The 11,826-nt window shown below is 71.8% G+C and carries 13 protein-coding genes; 5 read left to right on the top strand and 8 right to left on the bottom strand.

Annotated features, from left to right (window positions below; genetic code table 11):
* From ACWDX9_RS51815 to ACWDX9_RS51805, 3 genes are all read right to left on the bottom strand, one after another.
* The coding region (locus tag ACWDX9_RS51815; RefSeq protein ID WP_449969152.1) for an AfsR/SARP family transcriptional regulator at positions 1-923 on the bottom strand (923 nt) is incomplete at its 3' end.
* A 54-nt stretch (positions 924-977) separates the two neighbouring features.
* A complete protein-coding gene (locus ACWDX9_RS51810) occupies positions 978-2,036 on the bottom strand; it encodes a lysylphosphatidylglycerol synthase domain-containing protein (RefSeq protein ID WP_363981904.1) in 1,059 nt (352 codons plus the stop codon).
* Positions 2,037-2,085: 49 nt separating this feature from the next.
* Positions 2,086-2,886 carry a PIG-L deacetylase family protein gene (locus ACWDX9_RS51805; protein ID WP_449969149.1) on the bottom strand — a complete coding sequence of 267 codons (801 nt, stop codon included), beginning with the start codon at positions 2,884-2,886 and terminating at the stop codon, positions 2,086-2,088.
* Between the two features lie 41 nt (positions 2,887-2,927).
* Between ACWDX9_RS51805 and ACWDX9_RS51800 the strand changes: the two genes are divergently transcribed.
* Positions 2,928-4,040, top strand: a complete 1,113-nt coding sequence (locus ACWDX9_RS51800) for a glycosyltransferase (RefSeq protein ID WP_355199457.1) — start codon at positions 2,928-2,930, stop codon at positions 4,038-4,040.
* Here ACWDX9_RS51800 and ACWDX9_RS51795 read toward each other — a convergent pair.
* From ACWDX9_RS51795 to ACWDX9_RS51785, 3 genes are all read right to left on the bottom strand, one after another.
* On the bottom strand, positions 4,016-5,485 hold the full coding sequence (locus ACWDX9_RS51795; protein ID WP_449969146.1) for a DUF2079 domain-containing protein: 1,470 nt from the start codon (positions 5,483-5,485) through the stop codon (positions 4,016-4,018). The genes ACWDX9_RS51800 and ACWDX9_RS51795 overlap by 25 nt on opposite strands.
* Positions 5,486-5,578: 93 nt before the next feature.
* Positions 5,579-5,995: a hypothetical protein gene (locus ACWDX9_RS51790; RefSeq protein ID WP_449969143.1), complete on the bottom strand. Its 417-nt coding sequence runs from the start codon at positions 5,993-5,995 to the stop codon at positions 5,579-5,581.
* A 93-nt stretch (positions 5,996-6,088) separates the two neighbouring features.
* On the bottom strand, positions 6,089-6,643 hold the full coding sequence (locus tag ACWDX9_RS51785; RefSeq protein WP_449969140.1) for a DUF1707 SHOCT-like domain-containing protein: 555 nt from the start codon (positions 6,641-6,643) through the stop codon (positions 6,089-6,091).
* Positions 6,644-6,825: 182 nt separating this feature from the next.
* Between ACWDX9_RS51785 and ACWDX9_RS51780 the strand changes: the two genes are divergently transcribed.
* On the top strand, positions 6,826-7,758 hold the full coding sequence (locus ACWDX9_RS51780; protein WP_449969137.1) for an anti-sigma factor RsbA family regulatory protein: 933 nt from the start codon (positions 6,826-6,828) through the stop codon (positions 7,756-7,758).
* Between the two features lie 16 nt (positions 7,759-7,774).
* Here ACWDX9_RS51780 and ACWDX9_RS51775 read toward each other — a convergent pair whose 3' ends face one another.
* Positions 7,775-8,749: an aldo/keto reductase gene (locus ACWDX9_RS51775; protein ID WP_449969134.1), complete on the bottom strand. Its 975-nt coding sequence runs from the start codon at positions 8,747-8,749 to the stop codon at positions 7,775-7,777.
* Between the two features lie 214 nt (positions 8,750-8,963).
* Here ACWDX9_RS51775 and ACWDX9_RS51770 point away from each other — a divergent pair, with 214 nt between their 5' ends.
* Positions 8,964-9,593, top strand: a complete 630-nt coding sequence (locus ACWDX9_RS51770; RefSeq protein ID WP_449969132.1) for a DUF998 domain-containing protein — start codon at positions 8,964-8,966, stop codon at positions 9,591-9,593.
* Here ACWDX9_RS51770 and ACWDX9_RS51765 read toward each other — a convergent pair.
* Complete coding sequence (locus ACWDX9_RS51765) at positions 9,554-9,919, bottom strand: hypothetical protein (RefSeq protein WP_449969129.1); 366 nt, start codon at positions 9,917-9,919, stop codon at positions 9,554-9,556. The genes ACWDX9_RS51770 and ACWDX9_RS51765 overlap by 40 nt on opposite strands.
* Positions 9,920-10,003: 84 nt before the next feature.
* On the opposite strand from ACWDX9_RS51765, the gene ACWDX9_RS51760 reads away from it, so the two are divergent.
* Together ACWDX9_RS51760 and ACWDX9_RS51755 are read left to right on the top strand one after the other, a co-directional pair.
* The gene (locus tag ACWDX9_RS51760; RefSeq protein ID WP_449969128.1) at positions 10,004-10,531 is read left to right on the top strand and encodes a universal stress protein; all 528 of its coding nucleotides are present in this window, start codon (positions 10,004-10,006) and stop codon (positions 10,529-10,531) included.
* Positions 10,532-10,681: 150 nt separating this feature from the next.
* Positions 10,682-11,826, top strand: a 1,145-nt coding sequence (locus ACWDX9_RS51755; RefSeq protein WP_449969155.1) for an APC family permease, incomplete at its 3' end; no start/stop codon positions are given.

Raw genomic sequence — 11,826 nt, 5'->3', positions numbered from 1 at the left:
GCCGTGGTCTGCCTGGCCTGCTGGGCGTCGCGGCCGACGAACGGCTCGGGCTCCAGCGGCGGCGGCTCGACGGCCGCGGCCGGCCTGGGGGGCCAGGTGTCGGTGACCGGCGCGGCGGGCCGCGCGGGGCGCGCGGTGACGGCCAGGTCCAGCTCCGGGGACTGCGCCAGGATGTCGGACTCCAGCTTGCGCAGCGCGGGCCCCGGGTCGATGCCCAGCTCGTCGGCCAGGATGTTCCTGGCCCGGCGCAGCGCGGCCAGCGCGTCGCCCTGCCGCCCGCAGCGGTAGAGGCCCAGCGCCAGCAGCCGCCAGCCCTCCTCGCGCAGCGGGTTTTCGGTGGTGAGCGCCTCCAGGTCGGGAACGGTCTCGGCGTGCAGGCCGAGCCGCAACCCGGTGTCGGCGTGCCGCTCGCGGGTCACGAGGCGCAGCTCCGCCAGCCGGTTGACCTCGGCCTCCGCCCACGACTGGTCGGCGAAGTCGGAATAGGGAGTGCCGCGCCACAGGCCCAGCGCCTTCTCCAGACGGCCTCGGGCGGACTGCGGATCTCCCTCCTCGAGGTGCTCGCCCGCCGCGCGGACGAGCTGCTCGAACTTGAGCGCGTCGACCTGGTCGGAGGCCACCCGCAACGCGTAGCCGGACGCGACCGTCACCAGCAGCCGGTTGGGCCCCCCGCGCGGGCGGCCGGGCTCCAGCACCCGGCGCAGGCGCGAGATGTAGACCTGCAGGCCCGACTGCGCGCCCTTGGCCCCGTCGTCATCCCACAGATCGTAAAGAAGCGTGTCAACGGGCACGACCTGACCTCTGGCCACGAGAAGCCGGGCGAGGACGGCCCGCTGCCGCAACCCGCCGAGGTCGAGTTCGTCGTCGTGTTCGTACGCCTCGACTGGCCCCAGAACTCGGAACGCCACCATGTCAGCCGCCACGCTATGCGGGCCTAGGAATCACGCACAAGGTCTTTGATGGGTTTGGGATTGTCACTACTGGGCCTTCGAGATCGCGGACGGGGGCTCCGCCCCGGCGTTCCGGCCGTTGCGCCTGCGCAGGAGCGCCCATGCGCCCAGAGCCAGGCCGCCGAACGGGATCTCGATAGTGTAAGTCCAGAACCCGAAAAGCAGTGCGGTCGCGGTGGCCGGAGCGACTCCGACACCGAACCCTTCGGTGAGGAGGAGCACCACGCCGCCCTCCATGATCCCGGCCCCGCTGGGCGTGATCAGGACGGCGGTGAGCACGCGGGAGAGGGCGAAGACGGCGATCGACTGGGCGAACCCCGGCCAGGCGCCCGTCACCTGGAGGCACAGCGCCATGATCGACCACTGGAACCCCAGGAAGAACACCATCGCCAGCGACAGCCCGGGCCATCTCGACCTGACCACGCCGGCGGTGTCGGCACGCAGCTTGTGGAACGCGTCCGAGGCGTGGATCTTCAGCCGCAGCAGCCGGGTGACGCCGTCGAGCGCGCGGCCGAGCGCGACGGCGGCGCGGTCCCAGTAAAGAGCGACCGCGACGATCACGCAGAGCACGAGGATCGAGATCGCGCCCGTCCACCCGGCCTTGGCGACGGTGGGGTTGGGCGCCTCGCCGGCCGCCAGCAGCGCGATGATCCCGACCGCCGGCAGGATGAACCTGAACATCGTGTTCCAGATGCCGCTGACCAGCGTCATGACCACGATCGACCGGCTGGAGAAGCCCCAGCCCCTGGTCATCGCGAACGACACCGCCACGCCGACCGCCCCGCCGAACGGCAGCAGGTTGCTGACCGCGCTCCCGGCCGCATTGAGCGTGAGGCCCTGGAGGTTGTTGAGGCCGGGCAGGGAGTTGGTCAGCACGAACGTGTACGCCAGCAGGCTCAGCAGCCACAGCACGGTCATCAGCGCGATCTCGCCGGCGCCGAGCGTGCCGAAGACCTTGCCGATCTCGTGCCAGGAGACGGGCTTGCCGGTGAGCGTGCGCACGATCTGCGGAAGGTAGACCACGAGCAGCACGGCCAGCCCGAGCGACAGCACGGACAGCGCGATCTGGAGCCACTTGTTCTTCATCGGGGTCCAGTCTGACGGGTCGCCGGACGAGGATCCTCCTTCGGAGGAATCATTTCGGCCACTGGTCGAAGGGATGAGTGAGCCGGGTGCCCGGTGGCAGGTCGCGGCGGACGTACCACTCGGTGCCGAAGACGAGGCGGTAGATCGCGCGCGGGACCTTCAGCATGACGGCGAGCGTGCGGTCGCTGTCGCCGCCGCTGGCCTGGGAGGCGTGCGCGGCCATGGACGCCCGCTTCTGGCGGGTGTATTTCCTGACGTTGACCCGGTGGGTGATCGTCTCGCTCGACGAGTACGCGCTCTCGAACGTCCGTACGTCGAACTCCGGCGGGAACTTGTAGAACCGGCCCGCCAGCCGCAGCAGCCTGACCAGCGGATCGCGGTTGACGGTCGCCTCCAGGACGATCTCCGTCCCGGCGATCTTGGCCGCCCGTTTGCCCACCCGGTGCACCTGCACGTGATCGGGGTGCCCGTAGCCGCCCGCCGGATCGTAGATCGCCAGCAGGTCGGCCTCCTCCTCCTGCAGGATCGCGGCCAGCGCCTTGGCCGCAGCCTCGGTGTCGGCGTCGATGAAGGCGTTGTCGGGCCGCTCCTCGGCGATGCCGCCCTTGGGGCTCAGCCCCGAGTCGCCGTAGCCGAGACACTCCACGCGGGCGCAGCCGAGCAGCGCGGCCGACTCGTAGAGCTCCTTGAGCCTGGTCTCGCCGAGCGCCTCGCCGGGCTCCATCTCGGCCAGGCCGCGCTCGCCCGCGGTGGCCACCACGAGCACCACGCGGTGTCCCTCGGCCGCGAGCATCGCCATGGTGCCCGCCGTCAGCAGGGCCTCGTCGTCAGGGTGAGCGTGAAAGAACACTGCGGTACGTGGAGGCACACGCCCAGATTAGTCTGGGAGGGGTGCGGATCTTTCACGTGAGCGACTGTTACCTGCCGCGACTCGGGGGGATCGAGGTCCAGGTGGCCGATCTCGTGCGGATGCAGCGGGAGGCGGGACACGACGTCTCCGTGGCCACGGCGACGAGGGGCGAGCCACTGCCCGGGGTCCACCGGATCGTCGCCAGAATGCCGTTCGACCTGCCCGTTCACCCGTTCGGAGTGGGGCATCTCACGCGCCGGCTCACGTCCCTGCGCCCCGACGTGGTGCACGTGCACACGGGGGCGGTCTCGCCGTTCGCCTGGATGGGCGTGCGGGCCGCCGCGCGGGCCGGGCTGCCGTGCGTGGTGACCGTGCACAGCATGTGGGACCCGGTCACGCGGGCGCTCTACCGGCTGCTGCGGCTGGCGTTCGGCTGGCAGCGGTGGCGGCTGGTGGCGACCACGGTCAGCAACGCCGCCGCGGTCCCGATCCGCGCCGTGGCCGGGCCCGAGGTGCCGGTCCGGGTGGTCTCCAACGGCCTCGACCTGTCGGGCTGGGCGCCGCCGCCCGGCACGCCCGACCGGCGGGAAGAGGTGCACATCGTCGCTGTGGGCCGGCTGGCGCCGCGCAAGCAGCCCGTACGCCTGCTGAGGCTGCTCCAGGCGGCCAGACGGCGGGTGCCCGCCAGGATCCCCATGCGCGCCACCATCGTCGGCGACGGGCCGGCTCGCGGCCAGATGGAACGTTTTCTCGCCCGGCACGGCATGGCCGGCTGGGTCTCCCTGCCGGGCCGCTACACGCGGGAGCAGATCGCGAAGGTGCTGGAGGCGGCGGACGTGTTCGTGGCGCCCGCGCCGCGCGAGTCGTTCGGCATCGCGGCGCTGGAGGCGCGGGCCGCGGGGCTGCCGGTGGTGGCCAGGGCGCAGAGCGGGGTCGCCGACTTCGTCGCGGACGGCACGGAGGGGCTGCTCGGCCACACGCTCGGCGACCTGGCCCGCGCGGTGGCCCGGCTCTGCACGGACGCGGCGCTGCGCGAGTCGATCGCCGCGCACAACCGGGCGACCCCTCCGGCGGCGGGCTCGTGGCCGTCGGTCCTCGACGGGTTCGACCGGGCCTACGCGGAGGCGCTTCAGCCGCGCCGGAGCACCACGTAACCGTCGCGCTCGAACACCTTCGCGTACCCCTGGCCCTGCAGCGCGTCGACAGTGGCGCGCTGCTCGTCCGCCGAGCCGAAGGGGAACTCCCAGCGGGAGGTGTCGGCCACCACCCACGGCGCGCCGTGGGACTGGGCCGTCCAGAGCAGGACGGTGGTCCTGGAGGTCAGGGCGGGGCCGACGGAGTTGACCGCCTCGACGGTGACCCCGGAGGGCACCTTGCTCACGGCCTCGGCGGCGGCGGCCGCCTTGGGCTCCTGGTAGAAGGGCGGATGGTAGAGCTGGTCCAGCGCGAATCTGGGCACCAGGGTGATCGCGACCACGCAGACCGCCGTCGCCCAGGCGAGCTTGAGCGAGGTGTCGTCGGAGCGCTTCATCCAGCGCAGCAGCCTGGCCAGCCCGTCCACGCCCGCGCAGAAGAGGATGACCACGGTGAACGCGCTGTACTGGAAGTCGGCCTGCCACCACTGGGAGCGGTCGGACAGCATGCGCTCCAGCACGTGCGGCAGCGCCACCAGCGACAGCGGCGAGAGCAGGCACAGCAGCAGCGTCGGCCACACCAGCAGGAACAGCGTGTCGACCTTGGCCTCCTCGCTGAACGGCAGCAGCACGGCCGCGATCGGGTCGCGCAGCAGCGCCAGGATCGCGCTCGGCACGTCGGGGCCGAGATGGTTGTAGGCCCAGAAGTCCTTGGAGTCGCCGCCGAAGGCCGTGATGGCCAGCCCGCGTACGAGCAGGACGGCCCCCATCCCGAGCGCCATGCACAGCAGCCCCCGCAGCCGGTCGCCCAGGACGAGCAGGCACAGCCCCGCCCCGATCACCATCAGCCCCATGTCCTCCTTGACCAACAGGAGGTCGAGCATCGCGATGAGGGCGGGCAGCCGGTGGCCGGCGTGGTAGCGCTCGATCATGATCGCGGTGAGCACGGGGACGAACATGACCTCGTGCGCGTCGAACGCGACGGCCTGCGCGACGGGCCACGACAGCGCGTACGCCACGGAGACCAGGTAGGCGGGCGCGACGCCGAGCACGCGCCGGGTGAACAGCCACATGAACGGGATCGCGGCGGCGAACAGCAGCGCCTGCGCGACGATCAGCGTCTCGGGCCCGTCGTGGATCCAGTAGAAGGGCGCGAGCATCGCGTAGACGGGCGAGAAGTGGTCGGCGAGCTGCACGTAGTCCATGCCCCGCCCGTGGAACATGCCCAGCACGGGGATGTGCGGCGGCCGCAGCGCCGCGTAGTTGCGCACCGCCTGGTCCACGATCACCAGGTCGAACGACGTGGCCCGGAACGTGGCCAGCTTGACCAGGCCGAGCACGGCGTAGGCCGCCGCGGCGACGAGCGCGATGGCGCCCACGCGTACACGGTGGCCGGACAGCCGGATCTTCCAGAGGAAGGCGGCGGCGGACGCCCCCTGTCGCGCCGCCAGAGTGTCACCCGTCACGGGCAGCAAGGGTAGAACGAATCCACCCGAACGTGGCGCGGCCGCCGCGCCGTCCTGCCCCCCACAGGCGGAACGGCGACCGCGGGCTCAGCGTCAGCTGCAGGCAGAGGTGATCTTGGTCGAGAAGCCCTGCATCTTGCCCGTGAACGAGGACACTTCGGCCAGGTCGCCCTTCTCCAGGGTCTCGAAACCGGCGGCGAGGTCGTTCAGTGCGGCGGCGACTTCGCCGTCGTACTTGCCCGCGAGCTCCTTGGTCTTGCCCGCCGCGTCCTTCGAGGCCGTGCCGATGGCCTTCGTGTCGGTGGCGTCCTTGGTGATCGTGGTCGTCCACTCATTCATGATCTTGGTGGCCTCCTGGGCGGCGGTGTTGCAGTCAACCGCCTGGCCCAGCGCACCACAGCCGGTGCTCGTGAGGACAGCAAGGGTCAGCGTCGCGGCCGCGACGGCCAGTCGACGGCGAGGGGGAGTCATTTCTAGCCCTTCGGTGGTTTCTTCGAACGAAGGGAACATTATGGATCACCCCTTGACTGTCGCTTGCACCCCGCTAACACCACGGGCATCAAGCCGGCGTAAAGGCGGGCCCGAAACGGCCCCCGCCGGGTATCAGCGGGAGAGCCAGCGTTTGCGCGGGTAGCGGACGGTCAGGCTGCCGTACTTCGTGCTGCCGCTGATCACCACGTGGACGGCGCCGGGGCGGGGCCTGCCGGGCACGTCGGAGGTGTGGACCTGGCCCCAGTCGCTGCGGAAGGCGTCCACGTTCGCGACGCCGCCGTCCGGAAGGATGATCTTGGCGGAGCCGTACGCGAGGTCGAGCTCGATGTCCACCACCGGGTGGGTGATGACGGCCTCGGAGAGGTCCAGCTCGACGCCGCCGTACTTGGATGCCGCCCGCAGCCGCCGGGGGACGGCCCAGTCGCCGGCGCGCTTGATGTGGCCGTTCTTGGACTCCAGCTCGATCACATCGTCGACCTGCGGCCGGTCGGTGGGGAGATCCTCGATCAGGCCCAGCAGCTCGCCGTAGGTCCTCGCGGTGAGGGCGATCTCAAGGCGGTCTTCGAGCTCCAGCTCGGTGAGCCGGCCTTCGGCGAAGGCGTGCTGGAGCTGCTGCGCGGTGCGCTCTCGGTCCTCGTCGGACACTCGCATCTGCAATTGCGACATATCTTGAGCATAGAGGGTGGCGGCGCTCAGAACGGGAGTTGTCGGCCGGAAGGAGTACGGAGATCAAGGGGGAGCGGCCCCCGGACGAGGCGGGGGCGGCGAACGACCCGGATTCGCTTCACGCCAATTACGTACCCACCGGATTGCGGTGAAGTCATCTTCCTTGGGTAGCGTGAATTCTGATGTTGGCGGAACCGTTCACACACCCGGCGCTCCTCTATCGGGGCGACCGGGAATATGTGGCTGCCACCAGCGCATTCGTCCGCGCGGGGCTGGCCCTGGACGAGCCTGTCGCGATCGCGGTGCCGGCCCGCAATCTGGCCCTGATCGAGGCCGAGCTCGGCGACGACGCCAAGTCCGTGCACCTGCTCGACATGCAGGAGGCCGGGCGCAATCCGGGGCGGATCATCCCCGCCGTGCTGCGCGACTTCGCCGACCGGCATACCGGCGGGCACGTGCGGATCATCGGCGAGCCGATCTGGCCGGGGCGCACCAGGACGGAATACGGGGCCGCCGCGCAGCACGAGGCGCTGATCAACCTGTCGTTCGCGGGGCGGCGGGTCACGATCCTGTGCCCGTACGACGCCGACCGGCTCGCTCCCGAGGTCCTCCAGGAGGCGGAGCGCACCCACCCCGTGCTGTGCGACCTCTCGGGGGAGTGGGCCAGCACCGAATACGCGCCCGAGCTGGTGGTCTCCGCGCACAACCGGCCGCTCGACGAGCCCGCCGACTTCGTCTCGCTGCGCTTCGACCGCACCAGCCTGTCGGCGGCCCGCGGCCTGGCCGCGCGGCGGGCGGCGGAGATGGGATTCTCCGGCGACCGGCTCGACGACATCCAGCTGACGGTGGCCGAGCTGGGCGCCAACAGCCTCGACCACGGTGGCGGCTCGGGCACGATCCGGGCCTGGGCCGAGGGCGGGCGGCTGGTGTGCGAGGTCAGCGACGCCGGGCACATCACCGACCCGCTGGTGGGCCGCCGCCCGGTCGACCCGCGCCACGCGGGGTCGCGCGGGCTGCTGATCGTCAACCTCCTGAGCGACCTCGTACGCGTGCACACCCGCCCGGGGGCGACCGCCATCCGCGTCTACTTCGACGCGCCCGGCCCCGTCGCCTGAGCCCGGCCTGCCGCGGCTACCCCTCGATCTCCGACATATCCGGATAACGGGTGCCGACGACGGCGTCCGCCGGGACGGCGCGGGCCAGGGCGGCGAGCTGGCCGGCGGTCAGCGTGATGTCGGCCGCCGCCGCGTTCTCCTCCAGGTACTTCAGCCGTTTCGTCCCCGGGATCGGCACGACGTCGTCCCCCTGGGCCAGCACCCAGGCCAGCGCGAGCTGCGCGGCGGTGATCCCGGCGGCGTCGGCGATCTTCCGTACCTCCGCGACCAGCCCGGCGTTGCGCTCGGCGTTCTCGCCCGCGAGGCGCGGCATCCACCGGCGGACGTCGTCCTCGGACAGCTCCTCCACGGGCGGCAGCGCGCCGGACAGGAAGCCGCGGCTGATCGGCGAGTACGCCACCAGCGCCACGCCCAGTTCCCTGGCCGTGGGCAGGATCTCCGCCTCCAGCCCCCGGGTGAACAGCGAGTACTCGCTCTGCAGGGCCGCGATCGGGTGGACGGCCGAGGCCCTGCGCAGGGTGTCCGCGCTCACCTCCGACAGCCCGAGATGGCCTACCTTGCCCTGCTCGACCAGCTCGGCCATCGCGCCGACCGACTCCTCGACGGGGACGTTCCTGTTGCGGCGGTGCATGTAGTACAGGTCGATGTGGTCCACGCCGAGGCGCCGGAGCGAGGCGTCGCAGGCGGCCCTGATGTACTCCGGGCTGTTCTCGACGGAGCGGGTGGCGCCGCCGCGCTTGACGCCGAACTTGGTGGCCACCACCACCTCGTCCCGCCGGTCCTTGACGGCCCGGCCGACGAGCTCCTCGTTGGCCCCGAGCCCGTACGTGTCGGCCGTGTCCAGAAAATTCATGCCCAGGTCGAGTGCGCGGTGGATGACGGCGATCGACTCCTTCTCGTCGCCCGGACCGTAGAAGTCGGACATGCCCATGCAGCCGAGGCCCAGCGCCGAGACCTGAGGCCCGCCGTCCCCGAGAGTGCGCTTCTTCATGTTTCCAGGTTCACCCCTGGAGTGCGTTCCAGGTCAAACCGGGTCAGGCGCCCGGGACCCACCCTGAGGGGGGAGTCCCTACTCAGGGTCACGTCCGCGCAGGTGGCGGGGTGTTCTCAGGGTTGTTTCCGACCGAGGTATTAAGGGATCGTTCAGGTCACTTCAGGGTCGATCTCCGATATTCCACGAGGCCGTGTTCCGCGAGCTTTGAGGCATGAAGGCATTGCTTGTCAGCGGATTCGCGGCCATCGGCACCGGAAGCGGCGCCATGCTCACCCTCCACGCGGAATCCGACCTCGACCCGTTGCACAGCGTCATCAGCGAGTACGCCTTCCAGGCGTCCGGCTGGTTGCTGCCCGCCTCGCTGACGTTGTTCGCGGTGGGCTCCGCGTTGATCGCCGAGGCGATGCGCCGGGCCGGGATGAGCCGCTGGGTCGTCGCGCTGCTGCTGGCGTGGGGGGCGAGCATGTTCCTGATCGGTGCTTTCCCCACCGACCGGCCGGGCGTGCCGCTGTCGTTGTCGGGTGGCATCCACCGGTACGCCGCCTTCGCCGCGTTCCTGGTGATGCCCGCGGCGGGGATGCTGCTGGCCAAGGCCAGGATCCGGTACGCCAAGGCGGTGCGGATCCTCAGCGGGGTGGCGCTCGGAGCCCTGCTGCTGGTCGTGGTCCCGTACGTGGTGCGGATGTTCGGCATCCCGCTGACCAACGACGAGATCCCGGCCGGGCTGACCCAGCGGGCCGTGGTGGTCACCGAGATCGGCGTGCTGGCGCTGGCCGGGCTGTCGCTGCTCAAGCCGCTGGCTCAGCGCTCCCAGGGCGGCTCCTCGCCCAGCTTGGCGTAGTAGCGCGCCAGGTGCTCCTTGACGCCTTCGATGTCCTTTTTCGGCAGGTCCACCCCGCCCCTGGCGCCCTCGATGACCGCGGCCGCGGCGAACACGGCCCGGGGCACCGCCTTCAGCTCCCCGTCCACGACGTCGGCGATCGGCAGCTTGTACGCTCCGAACTCGTCGGCGTTGTCGGCGTCGTACCAGATGAAGGCCTCGCGGTATTTCGCGTTCGGCTTGTCCTCGGCGCCCGCCCACTTGCGCACCCGCTTGTCCGCCGCGGCGGCGTCCCACTCGCGATCGCGCGGGGCGAGGGGCAGGTCGTGGAATCGCGTAACGGTCATATGAGGCGGCTACCCCTGACGTAGGCGTGAAACGGCTTGCCCGGGATAGAGGTACGGGCCCGATCACGATGTGGGAGTGCCGAGATGACGATTTTGATTGCGTATGACGGTTCCGACGATGCCAAGGCCGCGATCGCCTTCGCGGGTGAGCTCCTGAAGGGTGAGTCCGCCGTCGTGCTGACAGTGTGGGAGCGGGCGGTGATGGCCTCGGCCAGGGCATCCGCCGGGCTCATGATGGCGATCGACCAGCTGGGCACGGAGGACGCGGCGATCGAGGGGGCGATGCGGGAGCTCGCCGAGCACGGCGCGGACCTCGCCCGCAAGGCCGGCCTGGACGCCACCTCGCGGTGCGATCCGGACTCGGTGGCGGTGTGGTCGACGATCGTGGACGTGGCCGAGGAGATCGACGCCAGGCTCGTCGTGACGGGGACGCGGGGGTTCGGCGGGGTGCGTTCGCTGCTGCTCGGCAGCACGTCCGACCGGGTGCTGCACAACGCGGGCCGGCCGGTGCTGGTCGTGCCCGCCCCCGACCCCGCCCCCGACCCCGCCCCCGGCCCCGCCCCCGGCCCCGCCACCGGCACTGAGGACGCCGCTGACGACGTGGACACCTGACGGCAGGCGTTCACCCCGCCGTCGGCCGGGTTGTCGGTGCGATGCGGCAGAGTAGGAGCCTCCTGAGGCGGGAGGGGAGGCGGGCACGTGCCGGAGGAGCTGTCGCGGCGGCTCGGCACCACCGACGCGGTCGTGGTGGGGCTGAGCGCGATGATCGGCGCGGGCGTGTTCGCGGCCTTCGCGCCCGCCGCGGCCGCGGCGGGCGCCTGGCTGCCGGTGGCTCTCGTGCTGGCCGGCATCGTGGCGTACTGCAACGCCACCTCCTCGGCCCGCCTGGCCGCGCTCTACCCCGAGTCCGGCGGCACCTACGTCTACGGCAGGCGGCGGCTCGGCCCGCTCTGGGGCTACCTGGCGGGCTGGGGCTTCACGGTCGGCAAGACGGCCTCGTGCGCGGCGATGGCGCTCACGTTCGGCGCCTACGTCGCCCCCGCGCTGGCCAGGCCGCTGGCCGTCGGCGCGGTCGCCGCGCTGACGGCGGTCAGCCTGTACGGCGTGCAGCGCTCGGCCGGGGTGGCCCGGGTGATCGTCGTGTTCGTGCTGGCCGTGCTCGCCGCGGTGGTGGTCACGGGGCTGCTCGGCGACGACACGGTCACGTTCGGCTGGTTCGCCTACGCGCCCCTGCCCGGGTCACAGGTCGACGTCTGGGGTGTGTTGCAGGCGGCCGGGCTGCTGTTCTTCGCGTTCGCCGGTTATGCCCGGATCGCCACCCTCGGCGAGGAGGTGCGCGACCCGGCCCGCACCATCCCCCGGGCGGTCGGCATCGCGCTGGGCATCACGTTCGTCGTCTACGCGCTGGTCGCGGTGGCCGCGCTGCGCGCGCTCGGGCCGGAGCTGCTGGCCAGGTCCCCGGCGCCGCTGGCCGGCGTCGTCAGGGCGGCCGGGGCCCCGTGGCTGGTGCCGGTGGTGGGCGCCGGGGCCGCGGTGGCGGCGCTGGGCGCGCTGATGGCGCTGCTGCTGGGCGTCTCGCGCACGGTCCTGGCCATGGCGCGCGAGCGCGACCTGCCCGGCGCGCTGGCCGTGGTGGATCCGGCGCGGCAGGTGCCGCGCCGGGCCGAGCTGGCCGTCGGGGCCGCGGTGATCGTGCTGCTGCTGGTCGCCGACCTGCGCGGGGCGATCGGGTTCTCGTCGTTCGGCGTGCTGGTCTACTACGGCATCGCCAACGCGAGCGCGCTCACGCTCGGCCGCGCGGAAGGCGCGCCGCCCCGGCCGGTCGCCGGGCTGGGGCTGGGCCTGTGCGTGCTGCTGGCCGCCACGCTCCCGCCGGCGTCGGTGCTGGCGGGCCTGGCGGTCTTCGC

It is taken from the genome of Nonomuraea sp. NPDC003201 (assembly GCF_053590415.1).
This window is presented reverse-complemented; position numbering and strand designations above follow the sequence as displayed.